13 protein-coding genes are annotated in these 16,001 nt (G+C 75.1%); 2 read left to right on the top strand and 11 right to left on the bottom strand.

Annotated features, from left to right (window positions below; genetic code table 11):
* Positions 1 to 64 precede the first annotated feature (64 nt).
* The 4 genes from ACFYW7_RS07355 to ACFYW7_RS07340 are packed head-to-tail and all read right to left on the bottom strand — an operon-like array spanning position 65 to position 5,487.
* Positions 65 to 1,270, bottom strand: coding sequence for an FAD-dependent oxidoreductase (locus ACFYW7_RS07355; RefSeq protein ID WP_389498982.1), 1,206 nt, complete (start codon positions 1,268 to 1,270; stop codon positions 65 to 67).
* On the bottom strand, positions 1,267 to 2,802 hold the full coding sequence (locus ACFYW7_RS07350; protein WP_389498980.1) for an aldehyde dehydrogenase family protein: 1,536 nt from the start codon (positions 2,800 to 2,802) through the stop codon (positions 1,267 to 1,269). Before ACFYW7_RS07350 ends, ACFYW7_RS07355 begins: the two co-directional genes overlap by 4 nt.
* Entirely contained in the window at positions 2,799 to 4,082 is a 1,284-nt protein-coding gene (locus ACFYW7_RS07345) for an acyl-CoA dehydrogenase family protein (protein ID WP_389498978.1), read from the bottom strand. Before ACFYW7_RS07345 ends, ACFYW7_RS07350 begins: the two co-directional genes overlap by 4 nt.
* Positions 4,083 to 4,122: 40 nt before the next feature.
* Positions 4,123 to 5,487, bottom strand: coding sequence for a flavin reductase (locus tag ACFYW7_RS07340; protein WP_389498975.1), 1,365 nt, complete (start codon positions 5,485 to 5,487; stop codon positions 4,123 to 4,125).
* A gap of 216 nt (positions 5,488 to 5,703) precedes the next feature.
* Here ACFYW7_RS07340 and ACFYW7_RS07335 point away from each other — a divergent pair, with 216 nt between their 5' ends.
* Positions 5,704 to 6,489 (top strand): IclR family transcriptional regulator, encoded by a 786-nt coding sequence (locus ACFYW7_RS07335; protein WP_389498973.1) that lies wholly within the window; start codon positions 5,704 to 5,706, stop codon positions 6,487 to 6,489.
* 135 nt (positions 6,490 to 6,624) lie between these two features.
* Here ACFYW7_RS07335 and ACFYW7_RS07330 read toward each other — a convergent pair whose 3' ends face one another.
* Positions 6,625 to 7,320 carry a hypothetical protein gene (locus ACFYW7_RS07330; protein WP_389498971.1) on the bottom strand — a complete coding sequence of 232 codons (696 nt, stop codon included), beginning with the start codon at positions 7,318 to 7,320 and terminating at the stop codon, positions 6,625 to 6,627.
* A gap of 179 nt (positions 7,321 to 7,499) precedes the next feature.
* Between ACFYW7_RS07330 and ACFYW7_RS07325 the strand changes: the two genes are divergently transcribed.
* Positions 7,500 to 8,159, top strand: coding sequence for an isochorismatase family protein (locus tag ACFYW7_RS07325; protein ID WP_389498969.1), 660 nt, complete (start codon positions 7,500 to 7,502; stop codon positions 8,157 to 8,159).
* Between the two features lie 161 nt (positions 8,160 to 8,320).
* On the opposite strand, the gene ACFYW7_RS07320 is transcribed toward ACFYW7_RS07325, so the two are convergent.
* The 6 genes from ACFYW7_RS07320 to ACFYW7_RS07295 form a co-directional block, all read right to left on the bottom strand.
* A complete protein-coding gene (locus ACFYW7_RS07320) occupies positions 8,321 to 8,992 on the bottom strand; it encodes a neocarzinostatin apoprotein domain-containing protein (RefSeq protein ID WP_389498967.1) in 672 nt (223 codons plus the stop codon).
* Positions 8,989 to 9,675 carry a neocarzinostatin apoprotein domain-containing protein gene (locus tag ACFYW7_RS07315; protein WP_389498965.1) on the bottom strand — a complete coding sequence of 229 codons (687 nt, stop codon included), beginning with the start codon at positions 9,673 to 9,675 and terminating at the stop codon, positions 8,989 to 8,991. The genes ACFYW7_RS07320 and ACFYW7_RS07315 overlap by 4 nt, the downstream gene beginning before the upstream one ends.
* Positions 9,672 to 11,744 carry a hypothetical protein gene (locus ACFYW7_RS07310; protein ID WP_389498963.1) on the bottom strand — a complete coding sequence of 691 codons (2,073 nt, stop codon included), beginning with the start codon at positions 11,742 to 11,744 and terminating at the stop codon, positions 9,672 to 9,674. The genes ACFYW7_RS07315 and ACFYW7_RS07310 overlap by 4 nt, the downstream gene beginning before the upstream one ends.
* 4 nt (positions 11,745 to 11,748) lie before the next feature.
* Positions 11,749 to 12,912 (bottom strand): hypothetical protein, encoded by a 1,164-nt coding sequence (locus tag ACFYW7_RS07305; RefSeq protein ID WP_389498961.1) that lies wholly within the window; start codon positions 12,910 to 12,912, stop codon positions 11,749 to 11,751.
* The gene (locus ACFYW7_RS07300; protein ID WP_389498959.1) at positions 12,909 to 13,916 is read right to left on the bottom strand and encodes a WxL protein peptidoglycan domain-containing protein; all 1,008 of its coding nucleotides are present in this window, start codon (positions 13,914 to 13,916) and stop codon (positions 12,909 to 12,911) included. The genes ACFYW7_RS07305 and ACFYW7_RS07300 overlap by 4 nt, the downstream gene beginning before the upstream one ends.
* Before the next feature lie 195 nt (positions 13,917 to 14,111).
* A complete protein-coding gene (locus tag ACFYW7_RS07295; protein WP_389498957.1) occupies positions 14,112 to 15,731 on the bottom strand; it encodes a hypothetical protein in 1,620 nt (539 codons plus the stop codon).
* Positions 15,732 to 16,001 lie beyond the last annotated feature (270 nt).

Below are 16,001 nucleotides of genomic sequence, written 5' to 3'. Positions count from 1 at the left end.
CGCGGTCGTCGGTGGTGGTGCGGTAGCGGTGGTGGCCGACGGTGTCGCCCGCGCGCGGCCCGCCTCACGCGGGCGCCCGCAGGGAGGCGATCATCGAACTGCGCAGCAGCGCCTGCCGCGCGCGCTCCGGATCGGCCGCCGTGGCCCGCAGTTCCTCGGCCAGGGCGGCGCGCAGGGCCGGATCGCGGACCCTCAGCCGCTCCCAGTTCCGGTGCGTCTGCGCCCCGACGTAGGTGAGCGCGCAGTCCCGTCGGGCCGCCGTGACCCGGGCGAGGTCCGCCCTCGCGCCGGGGCGCCCGTCGACGACGGAGCGGAGGGCGCCGCCCATCAGCACCGCGTCGTGGATGCCGCTGTTCATGCCCATGCCCCCGAGCGGGTTGTTCACATGGGCGGCGTCACCGCAGAGCAGTACCCGGCCGTGCCCGAACGTGTCGGCCACGCGCTGGTGCACCCGGTAGACGGCGGCCTGTGTGATCCGCCACGGCGGGCCGTCCGGATCGCCCGCTGTCTCGCGCAGGGCGCGCAACCGCTCCGGCAGCCGGGCCAGTTCGGCCGCGTCGGTGGTGTCGCCGGGGGTCGGCAGCAGCACCCGCCAGTGGTCGGGCGTGCGCAGCAGCACCAGCCACTCGTCGGGGTCCATGACGTACGCGACGGGTGCCAGCCCGGGGAACTCGGCGGCCAGGTCCTCCTCCACCGAGGCGACGAGGAAGCGCTCCGGATAGGTCATGCCCGTGAATCCGATGCCCAGCGAGCCGCGCACCGCGGAGTGCGCGCCGTCGGCGGCGATCAGGTGGGAGCCGCCGGCCGTCCGTCCGTCGTCCAGGACGGCGGTCACCGTCCGCTCGTCCTGGCGCACCGCGCTCACCCGGCAGCCGAAGCGCAGTTCGCTCCCGGGCAGTCGGGCCAGCGCGTCCGCGAGCAGGGGGGTCAGCTTCCCCTGTTCCAGCTGGATCCGGTACGGGTGTCTGGTGTCCTCGCGCAGCACGCCCAGGTCGAGTTCCGCGACGGGACCCGTGCGCCGGTCCCGGTACTGGAAGGTCCGTACCGTCAGGCCGCGTTCGCGCACCGGGTCGAGCACCGCCAGGTCCTCGAGCATCTCCAGGGTCGGCGGATGGAACGTCGACGCCCTCGACTCGGTGGAGAGGCCCGGACCGGCCTCCAGCACCGTGACGGGAACGCCGCGCCGGGCCAGGACGAGCGCGGCGGTCAGCCCCACCGGACCCGCTCCGGCCACCAGGACCCGGGAGGAGCCTTTCGGGGTGTCCTTCACCGGGCATCGCCCGGGGCGGTCCCCGGCCGAGGTCCGGCCGCGCTGCCGCCGGTGTGCGGCGCGAAGCCGTTCTCCACCCCGGTGACCCGGCTGCCGGTGAAATGCAGCAGCGTCTCGTCCGTGCCCTCGTCGACCAGGCCGGACAGTCCCCAGGCGGGCCTCGGCGTATCCATGTGCAGGCTCATCAAGGAGGAGCCGTTGACCTTCACCTCGCCCGCCCTGACGCGGCGGGCCACCGCGAGGGCGGCTTCCTCGTCGGTGCCGACCACATAGCCCTCCAGCCCGTACCCGGTACCGTTGGCCAGCGCCACCGCCTCGTCCTCGCCGTCGTAGGGGTGGACGGTGGCCACCGGACCGAAGATCTCCTCGCGCGCCGCCTCCGCCGGGACTCCGGTCAACAGGACGGGCGCGAAGAAGCCGCCCGCGTCCGGGACTCCGGTGAACGAGTGGGCGGTTCCGCCCGCCGCGACGAGCCCGCCGACGGCCGCCGTGACGCGTCGGCGGTGAGCCGAGTGGGCCAGCGGACCGAACCCCGTGGCGGCCTCCAGCGGATCGCCCGCCTCCAAGGCCGCCAGCAGGGCGCCCGTGTCCGCGAGCAGCTTCGGCAGCATCCGGGACGGAACGATCAGCCGGCCCAGCGCACGGCACCACTGGCCGTTGAGGGTCGTCAGCAGCTCGGCCGCGATCCGGGCGGCCGTCGCGGGGTCCGCGTCGTCCATCACGACCAGCGGGTTGTTCCCGCCGAGTTCGAGCTGTACGGGTTTCAGGCCCCGGCCGCAGACGGCGGCCACCGCTCGGCCGGTGGCCGTTCCCCCGGTGAACGACACCGCGCGGACGCGTTCGTCGGCCACCAGCCGGGCCCCGGTCCGCCCGTCGCCGTGCAGGAGCTGGAGCACGGCCGGGGGAGCCCCTGCCGAGGCCAGCCCCTCGGCGGCGGCACGGACGAGCAGCTGTGTCCCGTACGGAGCGGCCTCGGGCGCCTTCACCAGGACCGGGCAGCCCGCCGCCAGAGCGCTCGCCGCCTTGTGCGCGGCCATCGGCGCGGGCGCGTTGTAGGGCACCACGCACAGCGCGGGCCCGAGCGGCCCCCGCCGCACCTCGACGAGCCGTCCGTCCGGCCGCAGGGCACCGGAGTCGAGCACCCCCGCGCGCAGCCGGGCGGCGGCGAGCCGGAACGCGCCGCCGAGGATGACGCCCAGGCCGGTCGTCTGGGCCAGTGGAACGCCCGTGGCGAACGACTCCGCCCGGACGACGGAGGCGGCCCGTTCCTCGACGGCGGCGGCGGCCGCGTCGAGGGCGTCGGCCCGGTCCTTGGCGCCGAGTCCGGCCCACGCGCCGCAGGAGTGCAGCGCGTCGGCCGCCGCCAGCGCGTGCTCGACGCGCTCGGCCGAGCTGCCGAGGGCCGGGCGCACCGCCGCTCCGGTGACGGGGTTCTCCAGGACCGGGCCGAGGACGTCGCGGCAGGCTGCCCAGCGGCCGTCCACCAGGTCCGCGGTCTCCGCCAACTCCCTTGCTGACCAGGCTGAGTTCACTGCTCGGCCCGCACATTGGCGAAGAGGGCGCTCTCCACCGAGTCGGTGGCCATCCGCGCCACCTCCAGGCGCCCCCGCTCCGCCGGGAACGTCATCACGAGGCCCATCGCCAGGTCGCGGACCGTGCGGCCGATCGTCCCGTCCATGGTGGCCCCGGACGTGCCGCAGGCCTTGAGGGCTCCGACGGCGACGTCGAAGCAGGCCTCGGTCACCGAGCCCTTGCCCAGCCGCCACTGCGCGAAGACCGCCGGCTTGTCGCGCAGCGGCGGCTCGGACGTCTCCAGTTCCAGTTGGCGCCGGAGCCACAGGTACGCGGTCTCGAGGCGCTGGGTCATGTCGCCGATCAGGACCTGGTGCATGGGGCTGGAGGCGATGGGCCGGCCCGAGTCGGCGAAGGTCTTGCGGGTGAGCCGTTCCAGGGTGTGGTCGTACACCGCTTGCGCGGCGCCCGTGTAGACGGCGGCGATGGCCAGTTGATTGCCGACGAAGCTGCCCCGGCTCATCCGCAGCATCCGTGTGAAGGCGCCCGGGACGGTCAGGGCCAGCTCGCTCGGGACGAACGTGCCGTCCAGGTGGATTCCGTGGTTCGCGCTTCCCCGCATGCCGAGGCCGTTCCATCGCTCGCGGGAGGTGACCCCGGCGGCGGTGCGCGGCACCAGGAAGAGGGCCAGACCGTCCGCTCCCTCGGTGCCCTCCAGGCGAGCGGTGACGAGATAGGTGTCCGCGACACCGGTGGCGCAGCCGAACGACTTCTCACCGGTCAGCAGCCAGCCGCCCGGGGCCTTCTCGGCCGTCGTGGAGATCGCGATGTTCGCGGAGCTGCTCTTGACCGACTCGCTCGCGAAGTTCCCGAGCCACGCCCCGTCGGCCATGGTGGTCAGCACCCGCTCGGCGAACGCGGTGACCTCGGCCTCCTCGTCGTCGCGGAACAGCCCGGCGCGGACGGCCTCCAGCGGCAGCAGCCCCCGGGAAGCACTGGTGTTGTGGAAGAAGTAGGCCAGCGCTGTGGACGGGCACGCGGTGCCCAGGGCGAAGGTGGCCGCGGCCAGGTCGCGCAGCGTGCCGCCGAGACCGCCGTACTCCGGTGGGACGACGAGTCCCAGCAGTCCGGCGTCCCTCAGGAGGCCGACGTGACCGGCCGGGAACTCGGCCTTCGCGTCGGCCTCGGCGGCATGGGCGCGCAGTGTCGGCAGGACCGCCTCGACCCGCTCCGCGCGGGCGCGTTCGGCCGGGGTCATGGCGTCGACGAGAAGTTCTCCGGTCAGGCGGGGCGCGGTCATCGGCGGCGGCTCCTCGGATGTGGCCGGTGCGGCGGGGGATTCACTGATGGGGAACGGGTCGCGCGGGCAGCGGGCGGCCGTGACGCATCCGTTCCAGCTCGGTCACCCAGGAGCGCGGCACCTCGGGGCCGACCGGGGTTCTCACGCCCATGCGGGAACACAGCAGGACGAGGCGCTCGGTGGGCAGCAGGTCCGCGCAGCCGCCGAGGCCCGTGTCGAAGTGACGGACACCGCTCTTCATCGCGGTCAGCGCGTTCACCAGACCCAGCCCGTGATGATCGCGCAGGGCGAGCCGGACCGGCATGCCGTCGGCCTGGGGCACCACGTCCTGGAGCAGGGCGCGCAGGTGCAACGGTGACCCGTCCGACGGGTCCGGCGGGTCCGTGGTGCCGGGAGCGGGGCGGGCCTCGACGAGCGCGACCTCCGCGCAGCCGGCCGCCTTCAACGCGCCGACCGCGCGCAGGACGGCCCGCGCGCGGCCGGGGGCGAGGGCGTCGCGCAGGCGTGCGACGACGGTGGTCGCCGATCCCGCGACCGCGCGGACGACGGCGTCGGCCGTCCGGTCCGTGCCGTCCGCGGTCACCGTCACCTCCACGCACGGGTAGCCCGCCCGCGCCGCGTCGGCGGCCTCCGCGGCGGTGCGGACGTGCACGGCGGGCCGCCCGGTCGTGCCGTGGGCGGAGCCGGGGGACGGTGACGGGGGAGGGGCGAGTGCCCCGGAGAGCGCGCCGGCGCCGAGTGCGCCGGGGCCGGGCGCACGGCACGAGGCGGGCAGCGTCCCGTGCGGGACGACGACGCGGATACCCGCCGCGCGGACCGCCGCCACCAGCCGGGCGCCGCGCCGGGGGGTCGTGCCCCGCTCGTGCAGGGTGCGGGCCAGGCCGCTGTCCGTGATCCCGACGCTCAGGGGCAGCGGGTCGGCCAGCTGGCCCCAGGCGCGGGAGTGGAACAGCAGGGGCGAGGTGATGCGGGGAACGTCCGCGTCCACCACCTCGCCGACGAAGATGGTGTGGTCGCCGCCCGGGTAGCCGTTGCGTACCCGGCAGTCGACCCAGGCCGCCGCGTCGGCGAGGACCGGACTCCCGGTGACGCCCGCGAGCCAGTCCCCCTCGGCGAAACGGTCGTCGACACCGGGCTCCATCCCGGCGAACCGGCGGCCGAGGCCGATGTGGTCACGGCCCAGCACGTTGACGGCGAACACGCCGTTCCGGGCCAGGAGTTCATGGGACCGCAGTCGCCGCTCGACACAGACCAGGACCAGCGGTGGATCGAGGCTGACACTGCTGAAGGAACTCGCCGTCATACCGTGGCGGCCGCTCTCGCCGGCCGTGGTGACGATCCCGACTCCGCTCGGCCAGCGGGCCAGCACCTGGCGAAAGGCGCTTCCGTCCACGGCGGTTGTCATCGCCACCCCCGTTCTCGTCGTCGGTCGGTGATCCAGATGTTTCGCACAGTGGAACGCTGTAACGATGAGCGTAACGACGCTGCTGAGCGGGTGTCAATCCCGCGCCTGCCCGGATCGAACGGTGTTTCCCAGAGGGAAATCGCCGCCTATGCTGGGCGGTGGCCCCAGGAGCCGCCGAGGGGCTGTTCGACGCACCCGAAACGCACCGAGGACGCTGTGACCGAGGAGAACACCAGCAGGTCGATCGCCGCAGTCGAGCGCGCCATGGACGTGCTCCTGCTCTTCGGCCGCAGCGGCAGGCCCGACCTGGGCATCACCGAGATCGCTCAGCAACTGGGCATCACCAAGGCCGCCGTGCACCGCATCCTGACCGCCCTGCGCAACCGCGACCTGATCATCGCCGACCCCGTCACCCGGCGGTACGCGCTCGGCCCCGCGGCCATCTCGCTGGGCCGCGCCTATCTGGCCCGCACGGACCTGCGCATACTCGCCGCACCCGAACTGCGCCGCCTGGCGGGCGAGTGCGGGGAGACCGCCACCCTGTCGATCCGCCGGGGCGACACCCGCCTCTACGTCGACCAGGTCGTCCCCGACCGGGAGCTGCGGATGGAGGTCGCGCTCGGCATCCCGCTGCCGTTGCACGCGGGCAGTTCCTCCAAGGCCATGCTCGCCTTCCTGCCCGACGGGGAGGCCGAGGGCTACCTGGAGCGGCACGCCCTGGACCGGCTCACCGAGCGCACCATCACCGACCCCGACAAGCTGCTCAAGGAACTGGCCGCGGTCCGGCGCCGTGGCTACGCCACCTCGGTCGGCGAGCGCGAGGCGGGCTCCGCGTCGGTGGCGGCGCCGGTCCTCGGACACGACGGCCATGTGATCGCCGTGGTGAGCGTCGCCGGGCCCCAGACACGGTTCAAGCCGCGCATGGCCGAGTGCGCGCCGCTGCTGCTGGCGGCCGTGGAGCGGCTCTCGGCGGAGTTCGGCCACCGTCCCGGCGTGAACTGAGGAGCGGACGCCGCCCTCGCGGTCGTCCCCGGCGGCCTCCCTTCGGTGACGGAGGCCGCGCCGCCGGGGTCGTCCGAGGTACGGGCCGCCGAAGCCCCGGACGGGGCCGCCGGGTGCCGCTCGCCGCCCGTCCGGTCACAGGTGGGCCCCCGGCTTGAGCACGCCCAGCGCCGCGGCCGCGAGCACGCAGGACCAGATGCCCACCACGTACGGCACGCAGCCGTTCACTGCGGAGCGCAGGGCGCGTTCCGTCGCGGGCGTCGAGCCGTCCGCGGCCAGCGCGGCGAACGCGGGACCGAACGGCCGCAGCCTGACCCGGATGCCGAGGCCGCACGCGATGGCCAGCGCGTACAGCGCCACCTTGGCCCCCAGCCAGCGCGGACGGGTGTCCACACCGAACGGCTGCGCCGCCACGAGGGTGTAGGCGGCCGTGGCCAGCAGCGCGGCCGTGAGCGCGATCCGCACGGTCCAGTCCGCCCGCCGGACCCAGGTCCGGTGGCCGGGCCGGTGGTGATCCGTCACCGTGAGCCAGAGCCAGCAGCCGGCTCCCGCCCAAGCGGCCCCCGCCGTCCAGCCGTTGAGCAGGTCCGGGGCCCCGTGCGGGTCCAGTGCCATCAGGGTGATGCCGCTCGGCAGGAACAGCACCAGGCAGATCTTGGGGCCGAGATCCAGTACCCCCATGATCCGCAGCGCGGTCCGCCGGGCCGCGAACGGCAGGTCCGCCGCGAGGACGTACCGGCTGGAGACGTACACCCCCAGGTCCCCGCCCAGCCAGAAGACGAACAGCACCAGATGGAGCAGGATCCACCAGCCGTGCGGATGAGCGCCCATGGCGTCCGCCCTCCCTCTCGCCCCGGGAGATCCCCGTGCGGGCATTCTGTCGCGATGATTCCTCTGGCGAAACAGTGTTTCCCGAATTTAGACTGTGGTCATGACTGGACCTCCGTCCGGCATCCGGGTGCCGGACGACGGACCGATCGGCCGGCTCACGACGGAAGGCGTGATCCGACATGACCTCCGATCCCCGCACGGACGACCGCCTCACCGACGACTACCTCGCGGCCGGGTTCGGGCGCCGCGTCGGCTGGGGCGAGCGGCCGGCGCTCCTCCTGGTGGACCCCGTACGGGCCTACGCGGATCCCGCGGCGGACCTCTTCCTGGACACGGCGGCCGAAGCCCTCGCCGCGATGCGACGCCTCGCGGTGACGGCCCGCGACGCCCGGCTGCCCGTCGTCTTCACGGCCGTGCGCTACGCGGGCGAACCCGCCCACGACGCACCGCACTTCTTCCGCAAGGTGCCCGGCCTCGACGCCTTCCGGGCAGGCGGCCCGCACGCCGGCTTCACCTCGGTGTGCCCGCCGGGCGACGGTGACGACGTCGTGTTCAAGCACTACCCGAGCGCGTTCTTCGGCACCGGCCTGCACCTTCTGCTGCGCTCCGCGGGCGTGGACACCGTCGTGCTCGGCGGCTTCTCGACCAGCGGCTGTGTGCGCGCGAGCGCGCTGGACGCCCTGCAGTACGGATTCCGGCCGTTGGTGGTGCGGGAGGCGGTGGCGGACCGGGATCCCGGACCGCACCAGGCGAACCTCTTCGACCTGGACTCCAAGTACGCGGACGTGGTCACGCTCGACGACGCCTGCCTGCTCCTCGCCGGGTACGCGGCAGGGTGACGGTACCGGCCGCGTACCGGGCCGGACACCGGGCCCGGGCCCGTGAGTCGGACCCGCCCGCGTACCAGGCCGGTTGGCTCCGCCCGGCCCGGCGGCGCCCCCCCACCCCCACCCCACCCCCGCCTTCTCCTGCCGTCTCCGGACCGGCGTGCGGGGCCGGCTCAGGCCCGACCGCCCCGCCGACGTCGTACGAGAAGCAGGGACGAGGCGCCGCCCATCAGGAGTGTGCCGCCGACCAGCAGCCCCACGGCTACGCCGTCCACGGAACCGGTCTGCGGAAGGCTCCCCGGCTCCGAACCGGAACCGCCCGACGAGGAACCGGAGGACGTTCCGCCCGGCGAACCGGCCGAAGCCGACGCCGAGGGACCGGTGGACGCGCTGGGCGAGGCCGAACCCGCGGCGCTCACCGTCAGCGGGGCCTGGACGAGTTCCTTGCTGGCGGAGATGAAGACGGCGACCACGCAGGCACCCGCCTTGGCGGTGCAGTCCGCCCCGCCCGCCTCGGCGAGGATCTTCAGCGTGCCGGAGGTGGCGTTGCCGGCCGACACGTGCCAGACGCCGGCGCTGTCGGTCTTGCCCACGAGAGCGGTCGCCGTGTCGCAGTCGGTGGGGCCGGCCGGGTCCGGTTTGCACAGGCCGAGGGGAACGAACGCCTGACTCGGGCTCAGTCCCTTGGCCGAGACGGTGACGGTGTCGCCGACGGAGAGTCCGGTGGTCCTGCTCACGGTGAGGGTCGCCGCGGCCGCCGCGGGCGAGGCCGCGGAGGCGGCCGCCAGCACGGCGGTCGCGAGCACCGCCGCCGCGGTGGAGGGGCGTAGTCGGGCGCGGTTCACGAGGTACCTCCGGTGTCGGGTAGGGGAGTTGGGCTTTCGGGGCGTCGGCGACGGGCGCTGTACGCGGCCGCACCCGCACACAGCGCGGTGAGCGCGGTCGACGCGGTCCACAGGACGGTCGAGGGCCCGCTCCAGCGGGAGTCCGGCGACGCGGCGGTGCCGACGGCCGTGACCGGGACGCCGGCCCGCCCGGCGCCCGAGGGCTCGCCCCGGGTGGTGCCGCCGCGGAAGCCGACCGGGATGTCGACGGTGTTGGCCGGCCGCAGGGCCGCCGGTGTGCCGGTCGGCAGCGGGGAGATGCCCACCACGCACTGCGCGGTGTGGCAGTCGATGCCCGCGAACCGGGCGTGCACGGTGAGCGTGATCGTGGGCAGCCGGCCCGAGCCGCCGATGTTCACCAGCTTCGCGCCGCCCGCCAGGTCGCAGTCGGTGTTGCCGGTGTATCCCTTCTTGCACAACCCGACCGCCACCGAGGTGAGTCCGCCGCGGAATCCCGCCCCGGTCACGGTGATCCGCTGTCCCTCGGCGAGATCGGTGGCGGCCGACAGCCTGGCCGTCGCACCGGGCGAGTCGGCCGCCGAGGCCACGCCGGTCGAGGCCAGGGCCAGCACACAGGCCACGGTCGTCGCCGCCACCGTCGCCGCGGTCCTGTGGAGCCGGGCCGGACTGGAGGGCCACCTCATGTCGACGCCTTTCTCACGCGCGGCAGGGGTCGGGTGCGCGGTGCGCGGCGGCCGGTGGGCAGACCGACCGCCCGGCCTCCGAGGGCGGGTTCCGGCCGGGCCGCGGCGACCAGTACGGCGGTGCCCTGGGAAGTGACGCGACGCAGCAGGTCGGCGATGTCGGGGTCGGACACGAGGTGCGGCACCCCGGAACCCGTGAGGTCGAGCAGCAGCAGTCGCGGGCGGGCGACGAGGGCCAGGGCCAGACCGAGCACGCAGCGTTCGGCGGGTTCGAGCGCGGCCGGCGGGTCCTCGCCCCGAGCGTCCAGGACGGGGAACGCCGTACGGACGGCACGGCACACCTCGTCCGCCCGAGCCGGGTCCAGGGCGGCGACAGCGGTCCGCAGAGCGGCGGACACACTGATGGCGGAGGCGAGTTGGGGCAGCAGATGGCGACTCGTACCGTCCTGCGGGTCGAGCAGCGCGCACACCCCGAGCCGCCAGCGCGTCGGGGCGTCGGCACGCGTCAGATCGTGACCGAGGATCCGGTAGCGGCCGTGGGAGGGGCCCCGCACTCCGCCCAGTGCGCGCAGGGCTGCGCCCGCGCGACGGCCGGGCAACTGGTCGTGCAGGACGACGAGTTCACCGGGAGCCACGGTCAGCCGCAGCCGGGTCACCCGTGGCCGGTTCCGGTGACGGACAGTCAGGCCCGTTACATCCAGGGCGGCGAGGACTTCGTTCCCGGCCTCGTTCTCGTCCCCGGCCCCGGGAACGGTCCGGGTGCCGCTCCCCGGTCGCGCCGCACGCAGGAGCAGTGCCGCACGGGACAACGGGACCACCGACGCCAGGACGAGCGCGTCCCCGGCGCTCAGCAGACGCCCGGCCAGCGCGAGCGCCCCGATCCCCGCGAGACCTCCGAGCAGCGCGGGCAGGGCGCTGACACGGAGCCCGGCGAAGCCCAGGGCCGTCAGGCCCACGGCCGAGCAGCCCAGGGCCAGTGCCAGGGAGATCACGAGCTGCGGGGTGTCGGCCGAGGCCGCCAGTGCCGTGGTTGCCGCGGCGACCGCGAGCAGCAGCAACGGCAGCGGGCGGCGGGCCTGTCGAGCTCCGGGATCCGAGCGGCCGGTGTGCCCAGAGCACCCCGGGGGCCCTGGCCGCCCGGCGCGGAGGAGCGGCGCGACGGCCAGCACCGGTACGACCGCCGCGGCCGCCGCGACGGCGGTGAGGGCGGCGGGGTCGCCGCCGAGCAGGAGCCGCCGGAAGACCAGCAGGTCCTGCGCGGCGAAGAACGCGGCGGCGGCACCCGCTCCGAGAACGGCCGCGTCCACGCGGGCGCTCCGCGAGGTTCCCGCCCCCGGCCGACGCCCACGCCCGCCTTCGTCCGCGTGCGGCCTCGGGACAGTGCCGGTCCCGGGGCCCGTGTCCGGCTCGGGGTCCGTACCGGTTCGGGGGGCCGTGCCCGGGTTGGAGTCTGAGCCGGACACGGGGCCGGTGTCCGGCTCGGGGGACGTGTCGCTCCAAGAGCCGCTCATGTCCCGGCGGTTCGCGTCGGACCGGCGGAACGGGTCGGTTCGGCCGAACGCGTCGGCCCGGTGGAATGTCGCCGACGGCGTCAGCAGGGCCGCTCCCGCGATTCCGCAGAGGGCCAGCGCCGTACCGGGGCGTTCGGCCAGCGCGCCGCTGAGGGCACCGGCCGCGGCGAGTCCCGTGAGCGCGCCCGCACACCAGGCGGGCGTGGCGCGGAACAGGCGCAGTCCCGGCGAACCGAGCAGCGCGCCCCCGAGCACGGCCCCGCAGAACACCGGGACCGAAGGCCACAGCCCCGCGCCCGCGCCGAGCAGACAGGCGGTCAGCGCGCATCGCGCGGCGGTGCGCGGGGTGACGGGACGCCGCCTGAACAGCGCGCGGGTGACCACCGTCCCGAGGACGCACGACAGCGCGGCGGTGAGCAGCACGTAGCGCACCGCCGCGCCCGGCATTCCCACGACGGCGCCCAGCAGCGGGGCGCCGAGCACCAGACCACCGGGGAGCACGCCGGTCGCGGCCCCTTGGAACACGTCGTGCGCCCATGGCGCACGGATCGACGGCATGTCCTCACCTCACCTCTTGCGAACGGGTGGGTCGGGGCGAGGCGGTGCTCGCCCCGGTGTCGTCCCGGGGGCGCGTGGGCAAGGGGGGAGCAAGCAGTCGTACGAGCTCGTCCAGGCCTTGACGGTCGATCAGCTCCGGTCGGCCCGCCGCCTGCCGCAGGAGGGTGTGCAGGGAGACCGCGCGGGTGCCGTCGTCGTTCTCCGCCCGCGCCAGGAACGTACGGAGTCCGGCGAGTGACAGGGCGGGCTCCTCCGCGCGCGGCGGCACGAGGGGGTCGGGGGCCGGACGGGCCGGGCGCCCGCGGCGGACCGCGACGCCGAGTGCGAAGACCAGCAGCAGGGCCGACAGGCCGGTGATCGCGACGAGTCCCCAGGGGTAGACGTCGGTCGCCGAGGAGAACCTGGCGGGACCGTATCGGCCACCCACCGAGTACCTGCCGAAGGCGGCGGCCGGCAGGGTGACCCGGACGCGGTAGGTGCGGGTGGCGCCGGCGGGCAGGGCGGTGGTCAGCGGGGCCGCGACCGGGATGTCCGCCGTGCCGCCGGTGCCCCAGGCGACGATGAGCGGGGCCCGGCCCAGGGCGGTCGTTCCGGGGTTGCGGACCGTGACGACGAGGGTGCGGTGGGGGGAGGCTCCGAAGAGCTCGGCGAGACCGGGGGAGCCGGAGAGCTCGGCGCGGAGCACGTCGACGCGCGGGGCGGGTGCGAGCGAGGGCAGCTCGGCCTCGCGGTGTCCGGTCAGGTCGACGTCGAGGGTCGCGCTGCCCGGACGGGGCCGGCTCGTCACCCGGATCACGCACGGGCAGTCCGAGGGCGGGGTGCCCGCGACGAGCGTCACCCGGAAGGTGCCGTCGGCGGCCACGAGGGCCACCGCCGCGCGCAGTGTGTCGCAGTCGGCGCTGCCGCGCAGCGCGTGCGCGCCGCACACCTCCGCCTGCGCGGTCGCCCCGGAGGGCCAACCGGTGCCGGTCACCGTCACCGGACGGCCCGGTACCAGTCGTGTGGTGCCGGCGCTGACGGTGGGCCGCGGCGCGTCGGAGCGCCGGGCGGCGGAATGCCGGGCGCCGGATCGTGAGGCGTCGGCCTCGGTGGGCGGGGCGGCCAGCACCAGAATGCTCAGGAACGCGGCCGTGAGCGCGGTCGCGGCCGCGGCCGGACGGCCGCTCACGGGATGTCCGCCCGCAGGACGCGCCGCCGCCTGCGCACCCGCGAGAGTGCCAGGGCGAGCAGCGCGAGAGCCGCCAGCAGCGCGGCCAGCGTGGCCCACGCCAGCAGGACCGAGCCGGATTCCGCGGACGCGCCGGGCACACCCTTCGCGTTCACTCGTACGGACGTGTCGGCGAAGTCCAGCGGGGGCGGGTCGCTCCACGCGACGGTCATGACCGTGCTCTGGCCGGGCAGCAGGACCGGCAGCCGGGCGGCGCGGAACGTCTTGAGCGTGCGGCCGAACAGGCCCGTGACCCGGGGCCGGGCGGTCGGCCGGACGACGGTGTTGCCGGTGTTGACGACGGTGTAGCGCAGGGTGGCACGGCCGGAGCGGAACGGTACGCCGGAGGGCCGGTGGGCCAGGCGTACGTCGCGCACCGTCACGCCGGGAGTGAGCGGACCGGCCACCGTCAGCTGCACGCGTACCGCGATGGCCCGCTGGATGCCCAGGTCGACGCCCGCGTCCCGTCCGGCCTGCTCCACGGCGTTGTTGAGGGCGACGATGCCGCCGACGTGCGCGCCGGGTGTCGCGTCCGAGGGCACCGTGAGGGTGAAGGGGATCTCGGCGCTGTGCCCGGCGGGGACGATCAGGGCGTTGGTCCGCAGTTTCACCCAGCGTCCGACGCCCCGCTGGACCTGCCCCGCCTCCCGGTAGGCGAGCGCTCCGTCGCGGGGCGTGTTGTAGGCGTCCGTCCCGTACACCTGGAAGGAGAGCGGGAGCTTCGACAGGTTGCTGATGAGCACCGCGTCCTTGATCCTCGTGCCCGGCGCGGCGTCCAGCGCGTAGGCGGGGCGCCGCACGCCGTCGGCGGCCGCGCCCGCGGGACGTACGGACCAGGCGCTCGGACCGCTCGCGGCCGCGGCGGCCGGCACCGGAAGCACGACGAGGGCCAGGAACAGCGCGAGCAGCACGTGGGCCACCGTGGCGTGGGACGTCCGTGGTGTGCCGCGGCGTCGGATGTGCATGGCGGGTGCTCCTGCTCCGACGGGTGGTGGGTGGGTGCGCCGGAGCCCTGGGGCGGGCCCCGGCGACGAGCGGGTGGTGCCGAGCCGGTGGTGCTGAGCGTGTACGGGCCGAGCCGTGGTGCCGGGCACGTCGTGCCGGGAGTGTCGTGCCGGACCCGCGCGGGCGAGGTTCGGGACCGGCGGTTCGACGTGCCGTCAGGAGAGCGTCAGGCGCAGGACCGCCTCGTAGGAGCCGCTCTGGGTGATGGCGGGCACGTCGAGGGTGAGCCCGGCGCCCGCGTCGAAGTGGCCGCCGGTCACGGACGCCGGATCGGTGCTCGCGGACTGGGTGCACAGGGGGGCGGCGGTCGTCGCGCTGAGCGGCCCGGGCGTGCCGGGGGTGACCGTCGAGGCGGCCGCCGCTCCGGAGTGGACGCCGCAGGTCGGTGTCCACGACAGCTTCCCGGCGGGGACGGTCGCTCCCGAGGCGGTGCGGAAGTCGGTGACCGTGCCCACCAGCGACCAGCCCTGGGTGCCGCCGCGGAAGTCCTTGACCTGCACCGAGCGCAGGGATCCGGTGGAGGTGTGGTCGGTGCCGTCGACCGTGACGGGTTCGAAGGTCACCTCGCCGGGCTCCTGGGCCATGGTCAGCGCACCGCCCGCGACGACGATCTTGAGGTTCTGCTCGCCGGATCCACCGTTCGCCGAGGCCGACCACGGGGCCTCGGCGGAGTCCGCCGCGCCGCCCTCCTTCTCGGCGGCGACGATCTTCACCGTGCCCGCCGCGGGGACGAGCGTCGCCGTGAAGGAGCCCCGGGCGTCGACCGGTGCCGTCACCGCGAGGTCGGTGGTGGCCTCTCCCTGGTCGTCGACCGGAGTGACGGTGACCTCGTCGCCGGGGTCGAAGCTCGCGCCCGTGACGGTGGTGGACGTGTTCGGTCCGCCGCCTGCCGGGCTCAACTGGACGGTCCGGGTGCCGAGTACGCCGAGGACCAGGGTGGCCGTCGTCGCGCCCTGGGTGATCTTGAGGGTGTGTGGTCCGGGTGCCGCGGAGGCTCCGATCCGCACCGTTCCGCCGAGCTTTCCCGCGCTGTCCACGGCGAGGTCGGGGGTGAGGTCCGCGCCGGAACAGCCCGTGCCGGTGAGCGTGCACAGTTCCACGGCCGTCACGGCGGCGGACGGGGTCCAGCCGGTGCCGCCGAGGGTGACCGTGTCGCCCGGCCGGGCGCCCGTGGTGTCGGTGGCGGGCCGGCCGGAGATCTTGGAGACGGCCGCGTTCCCGGATCCGCCTCCGGCGGTGACGGTCATGGTGTGCAGCACGGGGGCGTCACCCTGGAGGGTGCAGGAGAGCGACAGACCGTAACTGGCGATGTCGAGGGTGATCTGACCGGGCGTCAGCGTCACGCTGCCGGGCTGCGCCACGGTCAGCTTCCCGCTCAGGTCGGGGATCGGGATCGTGCCCTTCGCGGGGATGGCGGCGTGCGACGCGGGCGCGCCGAGCGTGACGGGGTCCTGCCCGGAGACGAGCAGCTGGGCCGAGGCCGCCACGCTGTTGGCGGGCAGCGGGACGGGGCCGTTCGCGGGCCCCTTGTCGTCCAGGTCGAGGGTGACGTCGACGGTCTCTCCCGCGGTCGCCGTGGCCGGCGCCGTGAGCGTGGCCGTCGTGGTGAACTGCGAGTGGGACGTGCTGAAGAGGCAGTCGTAGGACACGGAGGCGCTGTCGGCCGCCGCGGGGGCCGATCCGCCGAGTACGAGGGAACCGGCCGCCGTCACGACGAGGGCGGCCAGGGCCGCCCCGCCGCGTGTCGGGCCGGGGCCGGGATGCGGAAGTCTCATCGGGCGCTCCTTTCGTGGAGCGGTGGGCGCGGGCGCGTTCGGTGGTGCCGGGCGGCGCGTCGGCCGGGGCGGAGGCGGTGCGGGGCATCCGCCCCGGGGCGGATGCCTGCCGGGTGTGCCGTCGCCGGAGCGGGGCGCCCGGTCCTGCGAGGCGTCCGGCGAGCGACCATCCGGTTCGTTTCGCTGTGTGAAACGACGTTTCGAAAGAGTCGCTCAAATACAGCGCTCGGCCTGTCTTCGTGTCAAGGGGTGTACGGCTTCCCTCGCGTA

This window comes from Streptomyces sp. NPDC002580 (assembly GCF_042889485.1).
Taxonomy (GTDB): domain Bacteria; phylum Actinomycetota; class Actinomycetes; order Streptomycetales; family Streptomycetaceae; genus Streptomyces.
This window is presented reverse-complemented; position numbering and strand designations above follow the sequence as displayed.

Bases quoted from the DNA above. Each gene is read 5' to 3' on its own strand.
- ACFYW7_RS07330 (WP_389498971.1), bottom strand. From the start codon at position 7,320: ATGGGCGCTCATCCGCACGGCTGGTGGATCCTGCTCCATCTGGTGCTG.
- ACFYW7_RS07295 (WP_389498957.1), bottom strand. From the start codon at position 15,731: ATGAGACTTCCGCATCCCGGCCCCGGCCCGACACGCGGCGGGGCGGCC.
- ACFYW7_RS07315 (WP_389498965.1), bottom strand. From the start codon at position 9,675: ATGAGGTGGCCCTCCAGTCCGGCCCGGCTCCACAGGACCGCGGCGACG.
- ACFYW7_RS07300 (WP_389498959.1), bottom strand. From the start codon at position 13,916: ATGCACATCCGACGCCGCGGCACACCACGGACGTCCCACGCCACGGTG.
- ACFYW7_RS07345 (WP_389498978.1), bottom strand. From the start codon at position 4,082: ATGACCGCGCCCCGCCTGACCGGAGAACTTCTCGTCGACGCCATGACC.
- ACFYW7_RS07325 (WP_389498969.1), top strand. From the start codon at position 7,500: ATGACCTCCGATCCCCGCACGGACGACCGCCTCACCGACGACTACCTC.
- ACFYW7_RS07340 (WP_389498975.1), bottom strand. From the start codon at position 5,487: ATGACAACCGCCGTGGACGGAAGCGCCTTTCGCCAGGTGCTGGCCCGC.
- ACFYW7_RS07310 (WP_389498963.1), bottom strand. From the start codon at position 11,744: ATGCCGTCGATCCGTGCGCCATGGGCGCACGACGTGTTCCAAGGGGCC.